This window comes from Streptomyces crystallinus (genome assembly GCF_039521265.1).
GTDB lineage: Bacteria > Actinomycetota > Actinomycetes > Streptomycetales > Streptomycetaceae > Streptomyces > Streptomyces crystallinus.
This window is the reverse complement of the sequence record NZ_BAAACA010000034.1, coordinates 183,539-206,060: the sequence shown is the minus strand read 5'-3', so window position 1 is coordinate 206,060 and position 22,522 is coordinate 183,539. Positions and strand designations below refer to the sequence as shown.

17 protein-coding genes and 3 pseudogenes are annotated in these 22,522 nt (G+C 70.0%); 10 read left to right on the top strand and 10 right to left on the bottom strand.

The window, feature by feature from the left end; all coding sequences use genetic code 11:
* Positions 1-235: 235 nt before the first annotated feature.
* Positions 236-709: a hypothetical protein gene (locus ABD236_RS23805; protein WP_344076530.1), complete on the bottom strand. Its 474-nt coding sequence runs from the start codon at positions 707-709 to the stop codon at positions 236-238.
* 317 nt (positions 710-1,026) lie between these two features.
* Between ABD236_RS23805 and ABD236_RS23800 the strand changes: the two genes are divergently transcribed.
* Together ABD236_RS23800 and ABD236_RS23795 are read left to right on the top strand one after the other, a co-directional pair.
* Positions 1,027-1,662, top strand: a complete 636-nt coding sequence (locus ABD236_RS23800) for a PadR family transcriptional regulator (protein ID WP_344076528.1) — start codon at positions 1,027-1,029, stop codon at positions 1,660-1,662.
* Complete coding sequence (locus ABD236_RS23795; protein WP_344076526.1) at positions 1,659-3,161, top strand: FAD-dependent monooxygenase; 1,503 nt, start codon at positions 1,659-1,661, stop codon at positions 3,159-3,161. The genes ABD236_RS23800 and ABD236_RS23795 overlap by 4 nt, the downstream gene beginning before the upstream one ends.
* Before the next feature lie 1,353 nt (positions 3,162-4,514).
* On the opposite strand, the pseudogene ABD236_RS23790 reads toward ABD236_RS23795, so the two are convergent.
* Positions 4,515-4,661 (bottom strand): annotated as a pseudogene (locus ABD236_RS23790) (IS5/IS1182 family transposase); the annotation flags it as partial.
* Positions 4,662-4,995: 334 nt separating this feature from the next.
* On the opposite strand from ABD236_RS23790, the gene ABD236_RS23785 reads away from it, so the two are divergent.
* The 6 genes from ABD236_RS23785 to ABD236_RS23760 all read left to right on the top strand — a co-directional run bounded on the left by ABD236_RS23785 (position 4,996) and on the right by ABD236_RS23760 (position 12,106).
* Positions 4,996-5,391, top strand: coding sequence for a tautomerase family protein (locus tag ABD236_RS23785; protein WP_344076524.1), 396 nt, complete (start codon positions 4,996-4,998; stop codon positions 5,389-5,391).
* Positions 5,392-5,676: 285 nt separating this feature from the next.
* A complete protein-coding gene (locus tag ABD236_RS23780) occupies positions 5,677-8,847 on the top strand; it encodes an AfsR/SARP family transcriptional regulator (protein ID WP_344076521.1) in 3,171 nt (1,056 codons plus the stop codon).
* Positions 8,848-8,962: 115 nt separating this feature from the next.
* Positions 8,963-9,187 carry a hypothetical protein gene (locus tag ABD236_RS23775; RefSeq protein WP_344076518.1) on the top strand — a complete coding sequence of 75 codons (225 nt, stop codon included), beginning with the start codon at positions 8,963-8,965 and terminating at the stop codon, positions 9,185-9,187.
* Between the two features lie 115 nt (positions 9,188-9,302).
* Positions 9,303-10,223 carry a Crystal protein ET79 gene (locus ABD236_RS23770; RefSeq protein WP_344076516.1) on the top strand — a complete coding sequence of 307 codons (921 nt, stop codon included), beginning with the start codon at positions 9,303-9,305 and terminating at the stop codon, positions 10,221-10,223.
* Between the two features lie 55 nt (positions 10,224-10,278).
* Entirely contained in the window at positions 10,279-11,154 is an 876-nt protein-coding gene (locus ABD236_RS23765; protein ID WP_344076514.1) for a ribosome-inactivating family protein, read from the top strand.
* Positions 11,155-11,368: 214 nt separating this feature from the next.
* The gene (locus ABD236_RS23760) at positions 11,369-12,106 is read left to right on the top strand and encodes an alpha/beta fold hydrolase (protein WP_344076512.1); all 738 of its coding nucleotides are present in this window, start codon (positions 11,369-11,371) and stop codon (positions 12,104-12,106) included.
* Here ABD236_RS23760 and ABD236_RS23755 read toward each other — a convergent pair.
* Together ABD236_RS23755 and ABD236_RS23750 are read right to left on the bottom strand one after the other, a co-directional pair.
* The gene (locus tag ABD236_RS23755; protein WP_344076510.1) at positions 12,037-13,269 is read right to left on the bottom strand and encodes an MFS transporter; all 1,233 of its coding nucleotides are present in this window, start codon (positions 13,267-13,269) and stop codon (positions 12,037-12,039) included. The genes ABD236_RS23760 and ABD236_RS23755 overlap by 70 nt on opposite strands.
* A 2-nt stretch (positions 13,270-13,271) precedes the next feature.
* Positions 13,272-14,039: an SDR family NAD(P)-dependent oxidoreductase gene (locus ABD236_RS23750; protein WP_344076508.1), complete on the bottom strand. Its 768-nt coding sequence runs from the start codon at positions 14,037-14,039 to the stop codon at positions 13,272-13,274.
* 56 nt (positions 14,040-14,095) lie between these two features.
* Here ABD236_RS23750 and ABD236_RS23745 point away from each other — a divergent pair, with 56 nt between their 5' ends.
* Positions 14,096-15,115 (top strand): ArsR/SmtB family transcription factor, encoded by a 1,020-nt coding sequence (locus ABD236_RS23745; RefSeq protein ID WP_344076506.1) that lies wholly within the window; start codon positions 14,096-14,098, stop codon positions 15,113-15,115.
* A gap of 82 nt (positions 15,116-15,197) precedes the next feature.
* Here the strand turns inward: ABD236_RS23745 and ABD236_RS23740 are convergent, their stop codons facing one another.
* Entirely contained in the window at positions 15,198-16,202 is a 1,005-nt protein-coding gene (locus ABD236_RS23740; protein WP_344076503.1) for an alpha/beta hydrolase, read from the bottom strand.
* A gap of 461 nt (positions 16,203-16,663) precedes the next feature.
* Between ABD236_RS23740 and ABD236_RS23735 the strand changes: the two are divergent.
* A pseudogene (locus tag ABD236_RS23735) lies at positions 16,664-17,029 on the top strand (transposase); the annotation flags it as partial.
* Here the strand turns inward: ABD236_RS23735 and ABD236_RS23730 are convergent.
* From ABD236_RS23730 to ABD236_RS23715, 5 genes and pseudogenes are all read right to left on the bottom strand, one after another.
* Positions 16,919-18,373, bottom strand: coding sequence for an MFS transporter (locus ABD236_RS23730; RefSeq protein WP_344076500.1), 1,455 nt, complete (start codon positions 18,371-18,373; stop codon positions 16,919-16,921). The pseudogene ABD236_RS23735 and the gene ABD236_RS23730 overlap by 111 nt on opposite strands.
* Positions 18,370-19,032 (bottom strand): TetR/AcrR family transcriptional regulator, encoded by a 663-nt coding sequence (locus ABD236_RS23725; RefSeq protein WP_344076498.1) that lies wholly within the window; start codon positions 19,030-19,032, stop codon positions 18,370-18,372. Before ABD236_RS23725 ends, ABD236_RS23730 begins: the two co-directional genes overlap by 4 nt.
* A 101-nt stretch (positions 19,033-19,133) precedes the next feature.
* Positions 19,134-19,383 (bottom strand): annotated as a pseudogene (locus ABD236_RS35055) (alpha-L-arabinofuranosidase); the annotation flags it as partial.
* A gap of 4 nt (positions 19,384-19,387) precedes the next feature.
* Positions 19,388-20,953, bottom strand: a complete 1,566-nt coding sequence (locus tag ABD236_RS23720; protein WP_344076496.1) for an alpha-L-arabinofuranosidase B — start codon at positions 20,951-20,953, stop codon at positions 19,388-19,390.
* 89 nt (positions 20,954-21,042) lie between these two features.
* Complete coding sequence (locus ABD236_RS23715) at positions 21,043-22,473, bottom strand: glycoside hydrolase family 43 protein (protein ID WP_344076494.1); 1,431 nt, start codon at positions 22,471-22,473, stop codon at positions 21,043-21,045.
* Positions 22,474-22,522 lie beyond the last annotated feature (49 nt).

Genomic DNA, 22,522 nt, shown 5'->3' with positions numbered 1-22,522 from the left:
AGTCGGCCGCATTGGCACTCACAGCAGCAGCTACCGTCACTTTCGTAACAGGCCCAGGCGAGGCGGTTCTCGCCCGGCAGGCGCTTTGTGTCACCGGGTCACCGGCTCAGCGACGGGATCGATCGGAGCCGGTGGCAGGGGTTACTGCGAGACCCCTCGTCCCTGTCGCACCGGCGAAGCAGGCCCGGGTCCGCTGCCCAGGCTGCCCGTGCCCTCTTTCCGTGCCGCGAGCGGGTCAGTGGGGATGCTTGGTGAAGCGCAGCCACACTCCCCGGGTCACGGCGCCCGCTACCAGGGCGGCGACGGTGGGGCCGGCGAGGAAGAGGGTTAGTCCTGCGCCGATGTTGGCTCCGATCACTCCCGCTGTGAGGATGCGCCAGCCCACCCCGAGCAGCAGCCCCGCGGCGAGCAGGGGAAGGATGACCTGCCACCATCGCGTATCGAACCGCCCGCGCCGGGAGGCGTCCAGGAGGAACACGGCCGAGCAGAGCGTCAGCAGCAGTGCGGACGCACCCAGCGCGGTCTCCTGCGTCGGCCCGATGGCGAGGGGGCGAAAGGCGTAGTCAAGTTCGGCCGGCGGAACCCCATCCACATTCTGCTGTCCCATCAGCCACCAGGCGGCGACGGGCGCAGCGGCGATCAGAAGGGCAGCGGCCCCGGCGACCCGGGCGCCCGGGTGCGAGCGGGCACGTATCGAAGTGGTGACCATGCCGCCATCGTCGCCGCGCCCTCGGCGCGAGGCATGAGCACGGATACTCATCTTCTTCTCTGCCGACGGGGGTCTGCCGAAGGGGGCTGGAGCGCTCGGCTCGGGTGCATAGCCTCCTTCGGCTACACCCCGCGCATCGAGGACATCGCCCGCCTACGGGTCTGGTCTTGTCCTCTTCTCCGCGTGCAAAGCCGCTGCTGTCCGGGACGTTGCCGGAATGCCGCTGTGTGCCGTCGACCAGCGCCCGCAGCCGGGGACTTGGCTTCTATAGCCGATTCCGTATAGTCGGTTCCGACTATCAGGGATCGGTGATGTAGATGGCGAAACGGAAGATCTCCAACACGCTGGCGCTGGCGGTGCTGGGCCTGTTGCAAGAACGGCCGATGCACCCCTACGAGATGGCGTCCACCCTGCGGGAGCGGCACAAGGACAGCAGCTTCAAGATCAACTCTGGATCGCTGTACGACACGGTCGAGGCGTTGGTTCGGCATGGCTGGATAGAACCGGTGGAGACGGCGCGCGACGGCAGGCGGCCGGAGCGAACTGTGTACGCGGCAACGCAGTTGGGCCAAGACGAGTTCGTTCGCTGGATCGACGAACTCCTCCGCATGCCCGTCGCGGAGTACCCGAAGTTCATGGCCGCGGTGTCCTACCTCGGCGCGCTCGGTCCGGACAGGGCAGCAGAGGCGCTGGCCGAACGGGCCGGGCATCTGGCCGAGCGGATCGATGAGACGAACAGGGTGCTGGCCGACACGGTCGGCTCCGGGCAGGTCCCCCGGTTGTTCATGATCGAAGTCGAGTGCGTGTTGCATGCCTGGGAGGCCGAGTTGGCCTGGACGCGGCGGACCATCGACGAGATCCGCGACGGCAGCCTGTTCTGGCCCGAGGCCGAGCGAACCGAACAGGGATGGACCTGGTCCGCCCCTTCAGACGGAAGAGGAAGCAATCGATGACCGACGTGTTGATCGTGGGAGCGGGTCCGGCCGGGCTGTTACTCGCCAGCGAGCTCCGGCTCGCCGGCGTCGACACCGTCGTTGTCGAACGCCACGCGCAGCGACCGGGCTTCTGCCGGGGCTTCAACCTCAACGCCCGCGCCCTGGACCTGCTGGCACGGCGCGGTCTTGCTGAGAGGCTTGTCGGTGAGGGCTGGCAAGTGCCCCACGCCGCGTTCTCCGGCCTGCCAGTGACACTCACCCTCGCGGGCACGCTTACCGACCATCCGTACTCGCTGGGCATCCCGCAGACCAGGGTCGAGGAAATCCTTGAGGAGCACGCTCTCAGTCGGGGAGCTGACATCCGGCGCGGACACGAACTGCTCGCTTTGGAACAGGATTGCCAGTCGGTAACAGCCGTTGTCGCCACCGACGATGGTGAGTATCGCATCCGGGCCGCGTACCTGGTCGGTTGCGACGGTGGCCGCAGCACCGTCCGTAAACAGACCGGCATCGAGTTCCCCGGTACCGAGGCGACCAATTTCTCCCTGCTCGGCGACGTCGAGATCGCCGACCCGGAGGCATTGCCGTTCGGCGTGACCACCGGCCCCGGCGGAGCTGTCTTCGTCATACCCCGCCCTGGCTACGTCAGGATCATCACCTCCGATCGGCAACCCCCTGCGGACAAGGACACCCCGGTCACTCTGGATCTGCTGCAAACCGCTGTGGACGACGCGCTCGGCCGCCACGTCGAGCTGCGCGCCGCGCGCTGGCTGACTCGGTTCGGCAACGCCGCCCGGCAGGCAGCCGAGTACGTCCGGGGCAGGGTCATCCTGGCCGGGGACGCCGCGCACATCCACCCACCGGCCGGGGCGATCGGAGTCAATGTCGCGCTGGACGATACCTTCAACCTCGGCTGGAAACTCGCCGCCACCGTCCGCGGCACCGCACCGGCCCATCTGCTCGACAGTTACCACGCCGAACGCCACACCGCCGGTGCACACGTGCTGGCCAACACACAGGCCCAGGTGCTGCTCGGCGAGGCCGACGATCGGCTTGCGCCGCTCACCGACCTGCTGACCCGCGTCGCCGGCCACCCTGCGGGAAACCGCGCCTTCGCCGAGACCATCACTGGACTGGACACCCGTTACCAGATGCGTCCCGATGCCAACCACCCCTGGCTTGGCCGCCTGGCGCCTGACCTCGTCTTGACTACGGGCGACGACCGTTCCCGCCTCGCTGAGTTGCTCGCCTCGGGTCGCGGCCTGCTGCTCGACCTGACCGGTGGAAGCGCGATCCGCGAGTCCGCTGCAGGATGGGCAGACCGAGTGGACCTCGTCACTGCTGCATGCCCCGACCATCCCGAACTCCATGCCCTCCTCCTGCGGCCGGACGGACACACTGCCTGGCTGCACACCGGGGGTCACGACCACGTCGACGGGCTCCACCAGGCGCTACAGCACTGGTACGGCCCGGCAGCACCACCCGACGCCGTGCTCGCGGAGACACTCCATTCGTAAGCCAGGTGCTGCCACCGTCGCGTGCGGTTGGCAGGTAAGAAGGGCATGGGAGAGGAGAGTCCTGGCCCGAGTCGGCTACCGATGCGAGAACGTCCCGTCCTAATCCGGCCAGCACAGCTCGCGCACGCTGCCCACCGGTTGAGCCTTGCGCAAGGTGGTCCGGGCCAGAGTCATAGGCGGTGACTCCGGGCCGGACCGCTTTCGGCGGTGGGGCATGTGGTTACTCGCCCTCGGCCCTCGCCCTCGCCGTCGTCCGTCTCGTCGTCGCTGTGCGGGTCGCGCATCCGCCGCACGTCCGGCGGCGGAGGCCGGGTGAAGGCATACCGACCCAGGAAGTCGATGTGGTCGTACTGAAGCGGGGAGAGTCGGGTGAGCAGCTCAATCGATGATGGGGAAGCCGTCGGCTGCCAGTTGCTTGACGGCAGCGCCGTTCAGGAACGAGCGGTGCGGAAGCCGGCGGAGGGCGACTGCTTCGGCGGCCTTCCGTTGGACTCGTGTGTTGCGCATGTGGCCTGGGACTGGAACGGCACTCTTCACGGACACCCACTCTTTGCCTTGCTGACTGGGGCGGCGGCGTAAAGGGCCTTCGGTGGGGATGACCTGGATCTTCCTCACTCTGGGGTGCCTAGATCAGTTATGTAGGTGGGCGCGGCGGCTCAACCTGCACGGCGCGGCCGAGAGGCCGTCCGAGCGTTCGCTGGCGCAGGTGTGCCCACTGCCCCCGGGGCTTCACAGCTGGGGGAGGGGCCAGCGTCAAGGGACTACTTCCTAATCCACAGGCCAGCGGCCCAGTTGTACATAAGGGCGAAGTCCGGCCCGGACGTTTTATACAGATAGGGCCCACCGCGGTACAGGGGCTGAGCGCGGTAGCGTTGCATCTGAACCAAGCACCAGCCGAGGCTTTCCCACCTGCGCTGTTCCGTTATCTGTGCACCAACCCGGTATGCCCACGATCACGGCCTGATGCCCGAGGAAAGATCGTTGCCACTGACGTGGCGGTACGACGCGGCAGAAAAGTCCCCGTCGACTCCGCACGTCGCTTGCGTTCAACCTCGCCCCTCCGCAACAAGAGACCGGAAAAGAGGAGCACGCCCCGTGGCTACAACTCGTAGAGCAGACAGCGTTCGGCGACAGCCGCAGTTCGAACTTCGCTGGGGAGGACTGCACTTAACTATCCAGCGTGTGCCGATGTGGCTGATCACGCTCGTCAGCACTGTCAGTGGCACCGGAGCAGCCTGGTGGACGAGCCGGTAGAGCAGAGTGCGAGGGATGGTTGCCCCCTTTCCCTGGCTTTGACAGCCTCCCCTTGGGCGGTGGACGCCTGAGTCCCCTCGGGCGGTTCCTCGGTCTTGCGCCAGCGGTGCGGCATGATCAGCCCAGTGCCCGGGTAGCCGCCGTCCGCGATCGTCGTAGTGTTGCCGACCGCCCGCTTGGCGCCGGACTCGGCCCAGGCCCGGCGGTCGTTGCGGTTCCCGGCAGAGGCCGGCCGAACACCACGACTGGGGCCTTTCCTTTGGATCATCTTGTTGAGCAGATGAAGATGGCGGGGAGGTGGAGTCCGGCGAGGTAGACCCGTAAGCGGGTCACGGTCTGCTCGCGGTGTCCGGTCCGGCAGCAACAGCTCAATACAGGCGCATTGGGCGTCAGTTACCCACACGCATCAACCGACGATCAGACGATGGACCGGAGCCAGGGAGCCTGACCGAGTAGTCGACGTCGCGAAGTGCGGGCACCCGAAGACCGCCTCGAGCCAAGAAGTATTCCTCTACTGTACCTACTGGTATGTACAGTAGTGATTGCGCAGCACCGCTGACCGACCTTGGAGGCACCCGACATGCCACTCGTCCGCATCGACGCCATGCACTGTGACGCTGAGCGCCTGAAGGCCCTGGGGCGGGCCGTCCACGAGGCGCTCGGCGAGACGATGGGCTTCCCTGACGAGGACCGTTTCCAGATCCTGACTGGCCACGACGGGCGACACGGGCTGCTGCGCCACGGCACCTATCTCGGTGTACCCCGCGACGACGGCATCGTGTATGTGGCCATCACCTTGCGGACCGGCCGCCCGGATGCCCAGAAGCAGGCGTTGTATCGGCGCATAGCCGAACTCGCCGAGGCGTACGCGAGCGTCGCACCACGCAACATGTTCGTCGTGCTGACGGAGAACTCGCATGCTGACTGGTCCCTGGGCAATGGCGTTGCCCAGTACCTGGAGAGCGAGAGCCAGTGAGGTGTCCACCCTCACTCTGAGCCGGTCGGATCCAGTGAAGTTCCACGGACTCACCGAACCTGCCGCAAATGGACGGACCTACAGAAAGACGAAACTCACCAGGCCGGGCATCTGGGCGACCCACGCAGTCCTGGTCCAGCCCGAGGCCCCGCACGGGCTGGAGCCGGAGGCCCTGCCCTCTGTCCCTGGCCGTTTTCGGCCAGGGATCGGCGCGATCTCGCTCTGTGGCAACCTGCGGTCACTCCCTGTCCTCTTCGGGTTGCAGGCAGGCCCGGAGGAGGCGCGGTGGAGTTCAGGCTGTTGGGGACGGTGGGGATCGACACGGAGTCGGGCGGGCTTGCGCTCGGCCCGCCCAAGCGGTGCGGTCTGCTGGCCGCCCTGCTGTTGCTGCCCAATCGGCCCGTTCCGCTCACCGCCCTGGGCAAGGCGCTGTGGGAGGGCGAGCCACCGGCTCGAGCGCGCTCGGTCGTCCAGGGCCATGTCTCCCAGCTGCGCGCCCTGATCACGGAGGCGGGCGGCGCCGCGCACGGTGTGGACCTGATCACCCACACCGGTGCCTATGAACTGCGTACCCCGCCCGCCAAGGTGGACAGCGCACGATTCAAGGACCTGGTGCGCCGGGCCGGTGCCCTGACGGACGCCGCCGAGGCGGTGCGTCTGCTGCACCAGGCGCTGGCGCTGTGGCAGGGCCCCGCCCTCACGGGGACCACCTCCGGCCCCCTGCTGCTGGACGCGGCCCGCGCGCTGGAGGAGGAGCGGGTCGGCGCGGTGGAGCAATTGGCGGAAGGGTACGCCCGGCTGGGTCGGCACGAGCGGGCGGCGGCGGAGCTGAGTGCCGAGACGGCCGCCTACCCGCTGCGCGAATCGCTGGCCGCCGCCCTGGTCCTGGCCCTGCATCGATCGGGCCACCGGGCGCGGGCGGTGGAGCGCTACCACCACACGCGCCGACTGCTCGCCGAGGAGTTGGGCGTGTGCCCCGGCCCCCAGCTCGCCCAGGCATTCGAGGAGGTGCTGCGCGATGTGCCGCCGGCCCCGCCCCGCGAGCGGCCCGCGCGGGCGAGGACGCGTACGGAGACCTCGGCTCCGGCGGCGTCCCCCGAATCCCCGACACCCTCCTGCCCTGAGACGGCGGCTCCGGCGCCGTACCTCCAACCTCCGGCAAGGGGCTCTGAGCCCCCAGCCCCGGCGCCGTACCCCCAACCCCCGGCAACGGGCCCTGAGGCCCTGGCCCCGGCGGCGTACTCCCGAACCCCGGCCCCGCCGGCGCGTCCCGTGGTCCCGGCACCGTGCCCTGAAACCGCGTCCCGGGCGCTGTGTCCCGAGCCCTCGTCCCCGGCACCCGAGGCCCCGGCACCCGAGGCCCCTGCGCCCGCAGCGGGCCCCGACGCCCCCTCCCCGGCGGCGCGTTCCCAGCCCCAGCCCCAGCCCCCGGCTCCGGCCGAGCCGCCATCCGCCGCAGCGATGATGTCCCTACCCGGTGCCCTACCCGGTGCCCGCACCGCCCGCCGCACCGCCCGGGGCGCCCTGCCGCGCCCCCCAGGCGGCTTCACCGGCCGTGCCGCCCAACTCGCCCGGCTGGACGCGCTGATCGCCGAGGAATCACCGGTCTGCCTGGTCACCGGCCCCGCGGGTGTCGGCAAGTCCGCGCTCGCCGTGCACTGGGCCCACCGCAACGCCGACCGCTTCCCCGACGGCCTGCTCTTCGCCGAACTGGGCGGCTTCGGGGCGCGCGGCCCGGCGGACGGCGACCTCGTGCTCCAGAGGTTCCTACGGTGCCTGGGCGTCGCCCCCGAGCACGTTCCGGACTCGGCCGAGGGCGCCACCGCGCTCTACCGGGAGCTGACCGCCAACCTCCGCCTCCTGGTGGTGCTCGACGACGCGGGCTCCTCCGCGCAGGTGCGCCCGCTGCTGCCCGCCGGAGCCGGCTGCGTCACGCTGGTCACCTCGCGGGACCGGTTGGGAGGACTCGTCGTCTGCGAGGACGCCCGGCCCGTACCGGTCGACACCTTGGACGACGCCGACGCCACGGCCCTGCTGGTCTCCGTACTCGGAGCCCGGCGCGTCGCCGCCGAGCCCGTCGCCGCCCGCCGACTGGCCGGACTGTGCGGCGGACTGCCACTGGCCCTGCGCGTGGTGGCGGCCCGCCTCGCCTACCAGCCGGACGCCTCCCTGGAACGGATGGCCGCACAACTCCTGGACGGCAACCGAAGACTGGCCCTCCTCTCCGTCGACGACCAGGGGCCGCGCGCCGCACTCGGCGCCTCCCTGCGGCACGTCGCGCCCGAGGACCGCCGGATGCTGTACGCCCTGACGTCGCACCCGGGCGGACGCATCGACCTCCACGCGGCGGCCGCCCTGGCCGGTACCACCGAGGACGCCGCGCTGCGCGCACTCGACGCGTTGACCGGCGCCCACCTTGTGGTGGAGGGGCGCGACGGCGACTGGTCCCTGCACGACTTGGTCCGCCTGTACGCCCGTACCGCCGGGGAGGTTTCGGGCGGCGGCCTGGCCGGGGCGGCTGCGGACAGTGCGCTGCGGCGGCTGGTGGACCTGCTGCTGCACACGTGCCTGGCCGCCAACGAGGCAGCCGAACCGGGTTCCCAGGCGTGCTGCGTCCTGCCGCCCGGCACTTGGCAGCCCTCCTCCCAGACGGAGTTCACCTCCCGGCCCCAGGCCCTGGACTGGTACGCCGATCAGCGTGAACTGCTCGCCCGGACGGTCACCGCGGCGCGTGCCGAGCACCTGCACGCCCAGGCCTGGCGGCTGGGGATCCTGCAGTGGCCGCTGATGGTCCTGCGTCCGCGCGACGAGTGGTGCCCCCTGCTCACCGACGCCCTCGACTCCGTGCAGCGCGACCCCCACGCGGCGGGCGCGGACGGCGAGTCGCGTGTCCGCGCGCTGCTCGGCTGGCTCTTGGTCGAGCAGGGCCGGCTGCCCGAGGCACTGAGCTGCCTGGAACCGGCGCCCGCGATGGCCACCCATCCGGTCTCCGAGGCGACGGCCCGGATCAACCTCGGCATGGCCTACGCCAGGGCGGGCGAGTCCCGGCCCGCGCGTACCCAGTGTCTGCGCGCACTGGCGCTGGCGGTCCGCTGCGGCCATCTGCCGACCCAGCGGCTGGCCTTGCAGCACCTCGCCAGGTTCGCCCTCGACGGCGGGCGCCCCGAGCAGGCGCTGGCTCACGCCCGACACGCGCTGACGCTCACTGGTGAGGAGGAGGTGGTCGGGCGGGCGTGGCTGCACCTGCAGAGCGGGCAGGCCCTGTGGGACCTCGGGCGCACCGCCGAGGCGCTGGCGGAGCTGGAGGAGTCGGCGGGGCAGGCGGAGGCGCACCGGCTCGACGAGACGGCCGGGCGGGCTCTGGAACTGCTCTCGCGGATCACCGGCGCCGAGGAGTACGCCGAGCGTCGTGCGGCGCTGGCCGCCCGGGCGGGAGAGGGGAAGCGGCGGGCGTGAGCGAAGCGTCAGCGGTACGTCGGTGAAACGTCGGCGGGCAGCGAAAGGCTCGTCACGTCCCTGACAGACACAGCCGCACGCGGCTAACACCGAACGGTGGACCTGGCTCATGCGCATGAGAACGACCGCTACCGGATCCCTGCTCCTGGCAGCCCTCCTGCTCGGCGGCGCCGCCGCCCAGTCCGCGCAGGCGGCCGACTACCGCTACTTCGGCGGGCATTACAAGACGTACGACTCCTGCCGCGCGGCGGGTTCGCTCAGTGTCGGCATGGGGCTGTTCAGCCGCTACGAGTGCGTGGACAACGGGCGCGACGAGTTCGACCTGTTCTACGTGAACTGACCCCCGGGCCGGCCCGGTCATCCGGCCGGGCCGGCGGTCGCCCGTCAGCGCGGCACGTCGGCCCCGGTCGGCGCCCCGCCCGACCACGGCGCCCCAATCCCTCTCCTCGGAAGGCATGTCGACCATGTTCGTACGTTCTCCCCGTTCCTCCCGCCGTCCCGCCCGCCTGCGGACCCTGGCCCTGGCCGTGACCGCTCTCGCCGGTGCCGGTGTGAGCCTGGCCCCGGCCGCGCAAGCCGTGCAGGCCGCGACCACCGCCCCCGCCACCTCCTCTGTCTCCTCCGCCGGCGTCAGCGCGTCCTCTGCCCGCAGCGTGGGCGTGGCCTTCAGCAACAACACCAACCAGCAGCTGATCCGCACCTACTCCAGCCTCTCCCACGGTTGCTGGGACGACGACAACCTCCCGCCGGACTACGTGGCCAAGCACACCAGCCCCTCCTGGGGCAGCCACTCCTGCGGAATGCTCACCGGCACCGAGGGATACACCAACTACCGGATCGCGGGCACCTCGGACGAGGTGCGGATGCATTGGAACAACCCGTACTCCGGCCGAAACGGCTACTGGTGCGACGCACCGTCCGGCTATCAGTGCACGATCAGCGGTGGCAGCGGCAACAACGCCACTGTCCGCATCACTCTCTCCGGCGGCCCCGCGACGCTGAAGGCATCCGCCGTCGCCGCCGCCACGCCCGTGCGCAGCACCGCGGTCAACGTGCTGAACGACTCCGGCCGTGCGCTCGTGCGGACCGGGGCGAGCCTGTCGCACGGCGTCTGGAGCGACAACTCCCTGCCGGCCTCGCTCATCAACCCCGGCGCCAGCGGCTCTTGGAAGAGTGAGTCCGACGGCTTCATGACCGGCACCGAGGGGCGGGCCTCGTACATGATGTCGGAAGGCGGCATCGTCTCGATCAGCTGGAACAACCCGTTCTCCGGCGGCAACAGCTACTCCTGCAACGTGCCCACCGGGTTCGCGTGCGACCAGTCGGGCGGTGGCGGCAAGAACGCGCAGGTCACCTTCCGGATCCGCAAGGCCTGACCGGTCGGCCGCCACAGGGCGGCCCTTCGACGCCCTCTCTCTCGTAAGGAACACCATGCGCAAGGAAATACCCGCTCTTCTGCTCACCGCTGCCCTGCTCACCGGCGTGGCACCCGCAGCGCAGGCCGCCGGCGGACACGCCTCTGTGACGACGGCGGTCGCCGCGGTGGAGCCTCAGGCGATCGATGCACCGTACATCTGGGACCTCACCCAGACCGACGACGCCGCGGTCCGCACCACCTACGGCCGGGTCATCGCCGGACTGCGCACAGCGGTCGGCCACCACCTCCAAGCCGACCCGACGCTGCTGGAGACCAGCACAACCCCCGACATCGTGACGCTGCGCGTGCAGCTCCCGGGGAACCGCTTCGTCAACCTCCACTACACGGCCGACAACCTCTACCTGCGCGGGTTCTCGGTCGGGGGCGGGGACGTGGTGCAGTTCGACGACTTCGACCTCGGCCGCCAGATGGGCCGCTCCTCGCGCATCCTGCCGTTCAACGGCCGGTACGGCCGCGAGTACGGGCACCTCGAAGCCAACTCGTACGTCGACCGCGCTCACATCACCTTCGAGCGTGCCACACTCGTCTCCCAGTTGAACGACCTCTACAACTTCGCGAACAGGTCGGGCATGGACGACAATCGGAGGGTGGCCACGGCCGCGCTCACCCTGGTGGCCGCGACGTCCGAGGCGGCCCGTTTCCGGCCGGTGTACGACAGCATCCTCAACGCGATACCGGACGGTGGCGACCGTGGCACCCAGTCCGACGACAACCTCAGGCTGGAGAACGACTGGAGCGCGCTGACGGGCTTCACCCGACAACTGCTCCGGGGCGAGCAGCCGCAGGCACGGAGGGTGGGCACCCGTACGTTCCGCAACATCCGAGACATCCGCAACTCGCTGGTCATGCTCCTTTCGACCAAGCAGTGATCCCACCGGTCCCGGCGGGACCGCTCCGGGCCGCCCGCGAGGCGGGTGGGCCCGGAGCGGAGGTGCGGCGGGGGCGTGCGGGCAGCGTGCGGGCAGCGTGCGGGGGGATTTCCTCCGCTTCACGGCCCGTCGGCTGGAGAAGTCCCACTCCGCCAAGGGCCGACGGTACGGCTCTCCGCGCCAACTCCCTTCGTACGCCGCTATCCTCGCCTGCGTGGGTGAGATCGTGGTGGTGCGCGAAGGCTCCGGGCCCGAGGTCCTGCTGGTGCACGGGGGTGCCGGTCCTCGGACGACATGGGGTGCACTCGCCGCGCTGGCTGACCGTTGGACGCTGGCCTACCTCCATCGCCGCGGCTATCCGCCCAGTCCGCCCCCGCGCGAGCGCCAGGACTTCGAGGTGGATGCCCTGGATCTGGCGCCGCTGCTCGTCGACCGCCCGCACGTGGTCGCCCACTCCTACGGTGTCCTCGGGACGTTGATCGCGGCCGCTGCCGCGCCGGGCAGTGTGCGCTCGCTGACGCTGATCGAACCGCCGCTCAACTACCTTGTCCCTGACGACCCCGAGGTGGCGCGGCTCGAGCGGATCGGCGACGCGGTCCTCACGTACGGGCTGGACACCGACCCGGGCGAGCTGCGCGAGTTCCTCCGTATCGCGGGCGCGCCCGTCGGCGACGGCCCGCTTCCCGAGGGTGTCGTCGCCGGTGTGCGGCGCGCGCACGGTGCTCGGCCGACCAGCCAGGCGCGCCCCCGACTCGACGCGATCCGGGACGCGGGCGTCCCCGTGCTCGTCGCCTCCGGCGACCACGCGCCCGCCCTTGAGCGGATCTGCGACGCGCTCGCGAAGGCGCTCGGCGGCCGGCGCGGTGTGTATCCGGGCGCCGGTCACTTCGTCGCCGCGGCACCGGGCTTCGCCGGAGAGCTTGAGGTGTTTCTGCGCCAGAGCGCGGTGTGAGAATGCTTGCTCACTGCCATGAGGTGGCGGGCCAGCGCCAGCGCGGTGAGGAGCGCCACGAGCGCGCACACCGCCTGCCACCCGGCGCGGCCGTAGACGCGTACTCCCAGCCAGGAACCCACGCTGCCGCCCAGATAAGCGCAGGTCATATAGGCGGTGTTGAGCCTGCTGCGCGCATCGGGACGCAGCGCGTAGACACGGGCGTGGTTGGCGACCATGCCGGACTGCATCGCGATGTCGAGGAGCAGTGTTCCCACGACCAGAGCGGTCATGCCCGGTACGCCGCCGAGGACGCCGGCAGCCAGGACCCCGGCCGAGACGAGGACCCCGAGCATGCTGACGAGGTTCACCGGGTCCGGCCCGTGGCGGTCCACCAGACGCCCCGCGAGCGGCGTGCAGAGCATGGTCGCGCCGCCGACGAGGGCGAGCAGTCCGACGGCCTGGGCGCCCATGCCGTACGACGGGCCGTTCAGGAGCAGCGCCAAGCAGGTCCACACGGCCGAGAACCCGGCGAAGACCAGCGCCTGGTAGAAGCAGGAGCGGCGCAGGTCCGGCTCGGTGCGCAGCAGACGCAGTGACGCGGCCAGGAGCGCCGGGTAGGGCTGTCGTGTGGAGGGCGTCGTCATGGGCACGTTGAGGGCCACCACGCCTGCGAGCAGCAGGGTCACGGCGGCGGCCGCCAGATAGGGGGCCCGCCAGCCCAGCCATTCGCCGAGCGAGCCGCTGAAGGCGCGGGCGAGCAGCATGCCGCCGATCGAGCCGCTCAGCAGGGTGCCGATCACCGCGCCTCGGCGGTCGGCGGCCACCAGCCCGGCGGCCAACGGGCCGACAACCTGGGCGGCCACCGTGGTCAGGCCGATGAGGGCGCTGGCGGCGACGAGGAGCGGCAGGCCCGGGGCGCATCCCGCGACGAGCAGGCCCAGGCTCGTCAGGGCGAGCAGGGTGACGAGGAACGAGCGTGGGGGAAGCCGGTCGCCGAGGGGCACCAGCAGGAGCATCCCGGCCGTGTAGCCGATCTGGGTGGCGGTCACGGCCAGCGACGCGGTGCCGGGGGAGACGTGCAGTCCTTCGGCGATCAACGGGATGACAGCCTGCGGGAAGTAGATGTTGCCTACGGCTACCGCGCAGGTCAGGGCAAGGATCAGGGTCGTGCGCCGGTTCATCCTCAGTCCACCGGTCCGCCGGCGACGTAGATGACCTGGCCGGAGACGAATCCCGCCGCGCGGCTCACCAGGAACGACGCCGTGTGGGCGATGTCCTCCGGTTCGCCGACGCGCCCGACCGGGATGGACTGCGCCGCGCTGCGGCGGAACTCCTCGAAGTCGCGGCCGAGCCGCCGGGCCGATGCCCTGGTCATGTCGCTCACGACGAAGCCCGGGGCGATGGCGTTGGCGGTGATGCCGTGCCGTCCGAGTTGGAGAGCCAGCGACTTGGTGAAGCCGATGAGACCGGCCTTCGCGCTGCCGTAGTCGACGCGCGCGGCGTCACCGACGGCGGAGATGCTGGACATGTTCACGATCCGCCCCCACTCTGCCTCGATCATGTACGGGCAGACGCTGCGGGCGAGGAGGAAGGGGCCGCGCAAATTGACCCCGGTCACGGTGTCCCACTGCCGCGTGCTCATCTCGACCAGCTCGGCACGCGGACCGATGCCGGCGTTGTTGACCAGGACTGTCGGCGGCCCCAGGGTGGCGGCGATCCGGGCGACGGCCTGCGTCACCGCGCTCTCGTCGGAGACATCGGCGGCCACGGCCGTCGCTGTTCCGCCGCTGCGGGTGATGGCGTCGACGGTGTCGGCGCAGTCCGCCTCGTCCAGGTCGATCACGCCGACCGCCATGCCGTCGTGCGCCAGCCGTACGGCCACCGCGGCGCCGATGCCGCGGGCCGCACCCGTGACGATCGCCGTGCACTGCTCGGGAGGTGTATGGGTCATGCGCCGAAGTCCACGACAGCTGCGAGCCGTTGCCAATCGATGTAGCGTAGAGCTTAATGATCAGGATGGTGCTCGACGTCGAGGATCTCGCGGACACCCGGTTCGCCCTCTCGCCCCTGCACGAAACCGTGGTCAGCCTGCGCGTGCTGCGGGACCCGGGGTTGTCCGCGCTGCATCTGCCGTGGCGCAGACGCGTACTCGACCGGCTCGGAGCCCTCGACACGAGCCTGCTGATGTCCCTGGTCGCACCCCGGCGCACCCTCCCGGACTTCCTGACCCCGCGGCCCGCCGCCTTCGCCCCGGCCTTCGAGGACGAACTGGCCGTCGTCCGCCGCACCCTTCCCCAGACGGTGCGCCGCGACCTGCTGGCCACGTATGCGCCGGACGCGCTTCCCGAACCGCTGCGCGACGCCACCGCCGCCGACACCCGCGCCCTCGCCCTGCGCGACACCGTATGCGACCTCTTGGCGCAGTACTGGGAGATCGCCATCGCGCCCATGTGGGCGCAGATGCGACTGCTGCTGGAAGCCGACATGACCTACCGCGCACGGCAACTGGCGCTGGGCGGCGCCCGGCTGCTGTTCGCGGACATGCACCCGAACCTGCGCTGGCAGGACGGCGTCCTGCACATCGACCAGATGATCAGCAGGTACCACGTCGCGGTATCCGGCCGTGGCCTGCTGCTCCTGCCCTCGGTCTTCGCCCACAAGCCCGCGCCCCCGGTCAGCCCGGAGGAGCCGCCGGTGCTGTCCTACCCGACCCGGGGAGTGGCGACGCTGTGGGCCGCGGCGCCCACCCCCGACGCCACCGCCCTGGTGGCGCTGCTGGGCGCCCCCAGGGCCAAGCTGCTGTCCCTCCTGGACGAACCGCTGCCCACGGTCGAGATCGCCCGCCGGTTCAGGGTCACCCCGAGCGCCGTGTCCCAGCACCTGCGCGTACTGCACGCCACGGGCCTCCTGACCCGGACACGCGACGGACGGCAGGTGCTGTACGGCCGCAGTCCCCTTGGAGACCAGTTGGTGGGGCACTCCGCGGCCCGGCCGCTCACGGCGAAAGGCGGCCCGGTGACCGGGTAGCAGCACGACGATTGCTCCCTGCTACGGGATGCCTGGCCGGTACGTTGTCCATCCCGCGACCGACTACAGCCGCAGGGAGACGTCAGTTGGTGGCGAAAAGGCGCTCCAGCCAGTTACGGCGTGCCGCGACAGCGGCCTTGCTGATCCGCGCCTCGGGGGCTTTCCGGTCGAAACCGTGGATTCCGCCGGGCCACACGTGCAACTCGGCTTCGCCGCCGGCCTGCCAGATCCGGTCGGCGTAGGCGAGGACCTCATCGCGCAGACACTCGGCGGAGCCGACATCGAGGTAGGTGGGCGGCAGTCCGGCCAGGTGGGTGGCGCGGGCGGGTGCAGCGTACTGCGGCACGTCAAATCCGCCCTCGACACCGCCGAGCAGCGCGCTCCAGGCGAACCCGTTGCGGCTGCGGTCGAAGAGTTCGACGTCGTCCATCTGCAGGGCGGAAGCACTGTCGTTGCGGTCGTCGAGCAGCGGGGCCATCAGCAGCTGGCCGAGCAGGCGGGGACCGCCCTTGTCGCGTACGGTCAACGCCAGCGCGGCGCTGATGGTGGCGCCGGCGCTGAACCCCGTGACGACGATGCGCTCCCGGTCGATGCCGAACTCGTCCGCGTGGTCGGCGGCCCACAGCAGACCGGCGTAGGCGTCGTCGATCTGGGCGGGGTAGGGGTGCTCGGGCGCGAGCCGATAGCCGACCGAGATCAGCGTGGCCCCGAACCGCTCGGCCGTCTCGAGTATCTGGTCGAGCCCGGTGCGATGATCGCCGCCGTAGAAGCCGCCGCCGTGTATGAAGTAGAGCGCCGGCCGCGATGCGGGCGCGCCGGAGGGCGTGCACACCAGCAGCGGTATCTCGGGGGCGCCGTCCAGGCCGGGGACCGAAGGCTGCAAGACGGTGAAGCGCCCGCCATGGCTGAGGTCCTCGAGCGCCGCCACTGCGGCGTCGGCCTCCGCGCGGCGGATCACCGACAGCTTCTCGAGACTCATCGGCGCCAAGTCCGGTTCCTGCGCCAGGTAGGCGTCATAGGCGACCTGAAGTTCGGTATCGAGAGGAACGGGAGTGGAGGGCACGGTCTTTCCAGCTTCAAGATCCATACGCGCACGCTAGCGCCCCTGCTGCTTGCGCATCAGGGCCGGGGTGTCCAGGCAGACCGGGCAGGCCGTCACCTCTTCGACGATGACCCGGCTGCCGTTCCTGTGCGGCCACGCCGCAGACGCTCTCCGGGTCCGTCACCGTCTCGAAGAACATCAAGAACGGGTGGTGGAACCCGTGCTAGGCCACGATCCGCAGCACCCCGGCGGCGGGGTCGTACAGCTAGGCACGGCCCATTGGCGTCCTGGTGATCTCGAACGAGGCCGACAGCGCGGCCGAGAGCACGGACAGCCAGTGGCGCCGTTTGCACCTCACCGGCCATCCAAAGTGCCCTCTTTGCCGCGACCGGGAAACCATCTGCCCTTCCACTTCTCGGACGAGCGGCACACCCAACTCGGCAGACGCCACAGGTACCGGAGCGATGGCCGCCCTGCGCTCATCCACCGACGACGGCCGCACCTGGCTCGTCTGTGACGGGCTGAAGGTTCTGCCCGACGCGGTCGAGACCATCTGGCTGCGGACCATCGTGGCGACTTGCGCGGTCCACCTGCTGCGGAACTACACGAGGCCCGTGAGTCACCTCAACGATCCCCAGTTACAGCACTCGTTTGACGGACCCCTCCGACGCGATGACCCGCCGGGGGATAATCGGCATCATCATGGTGTCGATACATGGTCGTCTGGCGACGCTGGAGATCACTCTGGATACATGACCACATCAGCCTGGCGCGTTCGGCGGTTGCTCAATTGCCTTTGCGTGTCGAGCGGGTGCCGCCTGTGGGATGGGTGCTCGCGCCGGGAACCCAGCGGCCGGGCCGTCTCCATTTAGGTGCGCCGGGCGCCCGGGCAGCCGCGAGGCGGGCAGCAGGCCAAGAGCGGCGAGTGCGGCCAGGATCAGCAGAGTGGAGCTCATCGTTGAAGCAGCCTGGCCGGTTGCGCCGGCCGCGACGGCGATGCCGAAGGTCGGTCCGATGTTCATGGCGGTCTGCTTGAGCCCGCTGACGACTCCGGCGTACCCGGGCGGCGCGTCACCGACGACGGTCCCGGTAGCGGTGACCATCACGGTGGCGAACCCGGCACCGATGGTGGCAAAGACCGCAGCCATGGCCATCCACGTGCTGGCGGGACCGAGCCGGGACAGCCCCGCTATGCCGGCCACGACGAGGACCGTACCGGCGATCGCCGTGCGCCGGGCGCCGTACCGGCGGAGTGCGGCGACCGCTACGGGTGAGCCGAGGACCATGAGCACGGTCAGCGGGAGCACGCGCAGGCCGCTGGCGAGCGGGTCGAGTCGAAGTACGTCCTGGAGGTAGAACGTGGCCTTGAACAGCGCTCCGAACACGCCGGCGCCGGTGACCAGCAGGATCGCCATCGACGCTGTCACCGGTACGGACCCCGCTACGGCTGGTGGAACGATCGCGTGCGTCGTACGGCGTTCGTGCCGGGCGAGCACCGCTGCGACGCCGATGACGGCGGAGAACTCGAGCAGGGTCGGCGAGGCGGTCCACCCCCGCGCGGGTACATCGGACAAGGCGTGGACCAAGGTGGCGAGTGCGACCGCTAGCAGGCCCGCGCTGGTGAGGTTGAGCCGTGGAGGGTTGGCACATTGAGGTGTTGGCGCCCGAACGGCGAGGGTGAGAACGGCGATGACGGACGCCAGGGGTACGTTGACCCAGAAGGCTGCGCGCCATCCCAGATGAGCCACGAGAACACCGCCCAGGAGCGGACCGGACCCTGCCGCTACCGCGATCGCGCTGGTGCGGATGGCGATCGGTGTGCCGAGCCGGTCCGCGGGGTACGCCAGCCGTAGCAGCGCGAGCGTCGCAGGTTGCAGGAACGCGGCGAACCCGCCCTGCACCGCGCGCAGGACGATCACCCAGCCGACGCCCGGCGCGAGCGCGATCCCGGCCGAGGCAGCCCCGAAGCCGAGGACGCCGACGAGTAGCAGGCGCTGGTGCCCGTACCGATCCCCGAGGCGCCCGGCGATCACGAGTAGCGCGGCCACAGCGACGAGATAGCCGGTGCTCGTCCACTGGATCTGCGACACGCTCGCGCCGAGATCACGCTGCATGCCGGGCTGCGCCATGAGCAGGATGGTTCCGTCCAGTGCGACGATCATCGCGCCGGCCACGCTGACCAGAAGTGCAATCTGCCGCTGTGCGGGTGCTCTCATGAGAGCACCGGGCCGAGATGGGCGTCCAGAACCGCCGCGATGAGCCGGTCGCGTTGGCCGTCGCCGGGGTCGTCGCCCAGCGGTGGGGGGCCGAGGGCGAGTTGCAGGCTGCCCCAGGCCCACAGTTGGGCCATGCCGTGCAGGTTCGACCACAGGGCGGCGGCAGTGACCGCGGCCGGCGGTCCGGCCTCGTTCGGCCCGTCGGCGTTTCGCGCGGCATCCCCCTCCGAGCGGCATCGGCCGACGAGTGCGGTGAAGCGCCTGAACAGGGGGAGCGTCGACTCGCGCAGCCTCGGTTGGTCCGGTGCCTGCGCCTGCGCCGTGCTGTCGAGCAGGTCGTGCCGCCACATGAGCTCGAACATGCCGCGACGTTCCCGTGCGTACCCGACGTACGCCCGTGCGAGGGCCTCCAGCTGACCGCGCGGTGTGGTCGCGCCGACAGCCGCGGCCTCGAACAGGGTTTCAAGGTCGTCGAAGCCGCGGCGGCCGATAGCCGAGAGCAGTGCGTGGTGCGTGGGGAAGTGCCGGCGCGGCGCGCCGTGCGACACCCCCGCTCGGCGGGCTATTTCCCGCAGGCCCACGGATGCGGAGCCCTCGGTCAGCACAAGGTCCACCCCGACATCGATCAGCCGCTCCCGAAGGGAGCTCTCATCAGTCATAGACACTGTCTACCAAGCTTTGTAGACAGTGTCTACAGTGCTTGATGAGTGATCATAATTCGTGCCAAGGCCATTGAAGGCTGGGCGTGTTGTTCGCGGTGGTCCCGCCCCTTCGTGGGGTCAGTCGCGAGGACGACGAACGTGCCGTCCCGCGTGGGCAGAATGAAGGGGTCGCGCAGCCCGCCGTCACCCCCCTGGGGGTGACGGCGGGCTGGCTCTGGTTCAGCGGTATTCACTGCAACCCGTCGGCGCTGACCGCGCGATGCGGGCCGAAGTAGCTCATGACGGAGGGGATTGAGTTGCGGCCCTCGCCGACTGGCGTGCGACGGTCACAGCGCCGGTCAGGGACAGCTCGTCAGCTCAGGGGAGTCGCCGTGAGCCAACTGGTGTCCTGGGCCCACGAGGTCGTGGAGTCCCAGGTGTTGGGGCCGCCGTTGGAGGCGATGTAGGCCGCGTACTGGTAGTGGCGGATGTACTTTGTCGGGAAGTTGACGGACTTGAGGGAGCTACCGCTCCCGCTGTTGCCCGTGGTGGCGCAGAAGGTCGCGTCCTGTGCGAACGAGGCGCCGCCGGTGTCGGCGCTCACGGAGAGCTGGTAGTTGCGGTGGCGCAGGAACTGGCCGGGTTTGCCGGCGGATTCGAGGGTCAGACAGGAGCTGTTGGCCAGGCCGGCTCGTACGATCCAGGTGGCGTCCGCCTTGTCCGCGGCCGGGCTCGAGGAGTTGACGACGGCGATGCCGGCCGTGCTGTCGGCGGCATTGCGTCGCAGGTAGTGCGAGGTGCAGCAGGGTGAGGTGGTGGCCTTCAGGGAGACCCGCGAGCCGGGGGTGAGGGTCCCGGTGCCGGTCGTGGCGTTGCTGTACCCGGCGGCGGTGATGTTCGCCTGTACGGCGTTCTCGGTGGTGTCCGAGGGGTAGCCGGAGGTCATGATGCCTTCGTAGAAGGTGCCTTGGCCGGTGACGCTGTTGTCGCCGCCGATGCCGAGGATGATCGCGCCCTGCTTCTTCATCGGGTTGTAGCCGGGGGCATGGGGGCGTACGCCGTTGTAGTACGTGGACAGACCGCCTGTCTGGGCGTTGCCCCCACGGATGGCCCACTGGTTCGGACCGCCCTTCAGTGTGGCGGTCAGGAACCGGTGGCTGACGGAGGGGATGTCGTTGTAGCGCGTGTTGACGCCGGAGAACAGGCCGTTCTCCATGTCCGCCATGACCCAGGGGCCGCTGCCGCTGCCGTAGCCCCACCCCGTGCTGTTGCCGAAGTAGAGGGCCTCCATGGTGCCGTTGCCGTCGTCGTTGCCGGTCGTCTCCGCGTTGCCGTAGTCGAAGCAGCAGCCGCCGTTGAAGTGCGTACCATCGAAGATCGCGTACATGCCCTCGGGCTGGTCGCCGGTGGCGATGCCGTGGGTGTTGTTGTTCCGGTAGCCGGTGCCAGGGGCCACGTAGACGCCGTACGCCTTGTGCCCGGCGACGGTGACCGGCGCTTCGAAGGCGTTGGCCAGGTTGTCGTTCCCGCCCTCGGCAGGGCCGGGCCAGTGGCCCTTGAGCGCCCGGGTGAGTTGGTTGCCCTTGCCGGACTGGTCGTAGATGACGCTGATGACGCAGCTGGTGCCCGCGCAGAAGGAGTCCTGTGCGGCGGCGTCCGCGTATCCGCCGGGGCTCAGCAGTCCGATGTCCTTGGTCGCGTTGTCGGAGGCCCGGCTGACCTGGTACAGCGGGCCGTTGTACGTTCCGTACAGGGCGCGGGTGGTGCTGTGTGCGGCGACGCAGGGCGTGTTGCCCGCGGCGTAGATGTCGCACGGGCCCTGGTTGGCGGCCTGCGAGGTGGTCGCCGTGGTGGCGAGCAGGCCGCCGGTGAGTGCGGCGGTGGCGGCCGCCGCGAAGAGGGCGCGGGTGACGCGTCGGATCAGCGGTGGTGTGGTCATGAGACTCCTTCACCAGTGGTGGGGGGACTGGACACTCAGGTCACGGGCCTGGGGTGGAGCTCGGATACGCAACACCTGCCGGCCTCGCGTCAGCTCGTCACACGGAAGGTGGCGTCGCTGCGGCCCGTCGCAGTGGTGATCGGGTCGAGGCGCAGTTGGTAGGCGTAGTGCCGGAGGTAGCGGTCGGGGTGGTTGTACGACTGGAACGACGACCAGCTCGCGTCGGCGAGGCCTGCGACCTTCCGGAACGTGGCGTCCGCGGCGAATTGGGCGGTGCCGTCATTGCGTACGAGCTGGAAGTCGTAGGTGGCGTGCCGCAGGAAGTACCCGGGGTGGTTCACCGACTCGAAGGAAACGGTGCCGGTGCCGGCCAGGCCGGTCCTGAGCCGGAATTGCGCGTCGGCCGCTGGGCTGACGGCCGGGTCGATGCGCACGTCCAGGTCGGTGGTGTGCCGCACGTACCGGTCCGGGTAGTTGTATGACTGCAGCCGCTGGGCCGGAGTGCTGGGCCAGCGTGCGAGCACGTGGCTCTCCTCGGCGGCCGTCAGGTTCAGGATGGCGCCGTGGCGCTTCGGGGTGCCGCCCATGTCGTAGTCGGACGGCGGCTGAAGCCGGTAAGTACTGACGTCGAAGGGGTTCTTCGTCAGGATCGGCCGGTACTCGCGTATGCCTCGCGGACTGTTGTAGTCGATGTAGAGGGCCCACTCCTCGCGATCCCTGAACTTCATCCAGACCGGTCCCTCGACCACATTGCCGGTGAGGCCGATGCTGGAGAGGTTGCCGAGGCCGGTCCACGTCCCCAGGATCGAGTTGCTGCCCTCGACCGTGTTCTTGCCGTCGCCGGAGACCCGTACGTAGCGATAGGTGCCGATGCCGGCGGGCATCTCCGTCATCTGCGTGTCGACGACCGGCGTGGTACCGGGCGGGTCGATCCAGATCCGCGGGGTGGTGAGGGTGCGGAAGTCCTTGGTGCGGGCGTAGTAGATCCGGTACTTGAACACGCCGTTCACGGTGGCGTTCGTCGCCCAGTACACGACGTAGTCGTTGGTCTCGGGGTTCCAGATCGCCTCCGGCGCCCAGGCGTTCTTTGCGCCGGGAATCAGTCCGGTAGCGTTGAGCAGCCACGGCTTCGACCAGGTCACGAGGTCGGTCGACTCCCACACCACGAAGTCGGGGCTGCCGTTCTCGTACGTCGAGCCGCAGCGGATACACAGGTCGGTCGCGATGATCCGGTACTTGCTCCCGTCGGGCGAGCGCACCAGAGCGGGGTCACGTACCCCCTTCGTGCCGATCAAGGAGTTCAGGATCGGCGCCCCGCCGTTGAGATCGTTCCAGTGTGTCCCGTCCGCGCTGTGCGCGAGGTACAGCATCTGACCGGTCGCGGAGTCGCCGGTGAAGTGCACCATCAGGTAGCCCGGATCTGCGGCGGCGGCGCGCCCGGGCGTCACGAGGGTGTGGGAGGTGAGGAGCAGGCCGACGGCGATGATGGCCGCCGCCAGTCGGGAGAGAAGTCCGGACATGCACAACTCCTTTGTTCTGCATGGGGGTGGCATGCGGGTGCGCGGGAGG

Bases quoted from the DNA above. Each gene is read 5' to 3' on its own strand.
- ABD236_RS23770 (WP_344076516.1), top strand. From the start codon at position 9,303: ATGTCGACCATGTTCGTACGTTCTCCCCGTTCCTCCCGCCGTCCCGCC.
- ABD236_RS23795 (WP_344076526.1), top strand. From the start codon at position 1,659: ATGACCGACGTGTTGATCGTGGGAGCGGGTCCGGCCGGGCTGTTACTC.
- ABD236_RS23745 (WP_344076506.1), top strand. From the start codon at position 14,096: ATGATCAGGATGGTGCTCGACGTCGAGGATCTCGCGGACACCCGGTTC.
- ABD236_RS23765 (WP_344076514.1), top strand. From the start codon at position 10,279: ATGCGCAAGGAAATACCCGCTCTTCTGCTCACCGCTGCCCTGCTCACC.
- ABD236_RS23785 (WP_344076524.1), top strand. From the start codon at position 4,996: ATGCCACTCGTCCGCATCGACGCCATGCACTGTGACGCTGAGCGCCTG.
- ABD236_RS23775 (WP_344076518.1), top strand. From the start codon at position 8,963: ATGAGAACGACCGCTACCGGATCCCTGCTCCTGGCAGCCCTCCTGCTC.
- ABD236_RS23800 (WP_344076528.1), top strand. From the start codon at position 1,027: ATGGCGAAACGGAAGATCTCCAACACGCTGGCGCTGGCGGTGCTGGGC.
- ABD236_RS23755 (WP_344076510.1), bottom strand. From the start codon at position 13,269: ATGAACCGGCGCACGACCCTGATCCTTGCCCTGACCTGCGCGGTAGCC.
- ABD236_RS23750 (WP_344076508.1), bottom strand. From the start codon at position 14,039: ATGACCCATACACCTCCCGAGCAGTGCACGGCGATCGTCACGGGTGCG.
- ABD236_RS23740 (WP_344076503.1), bottom strand. From the start codon at position 16,202: ATGGATCTTGAAGCTGGAAAGACCGTGCCCTCCACTCCCGTTCCTCTC.
- ABD236_RS23805 (WP_344076530.1), bottom strand. From the start codon at position 709: ATGGTCACCACTTCGATACGTGCCCGCTCGCACCCGGGCGCCCGGGTC.
- ABD236_RS23720 (WP_344076496.1), bottom strand. From the start codon at position 20,953: ATGACCACACCACCGCTGATCCGACGCGTCACCCGCGCCCTCTTCGCG.
- ABD236_RS23725 (WP_344076498.1), bottom strand. From the start codon at position 19,032: ATGACTGATGAGAGCTCCCTTCGGGAGCGGCTGATCGATGTCGGGGTG.
- ABD236_RS23730 (WP_344076500.1), bottom strand. From the start codon at position 18,373: ATGAGAGCACCCGCACAGCGGCAGATTGCACTTCTGGTCAGCGTGGCC.
- ABD236_RS23715 (WP_344076494.1), bottom strand. From the start codon at position 22,473: ATGTCCGGACTTCTCTCCCGACTGGCGGCGGCCATCATCGCCGTCGGC.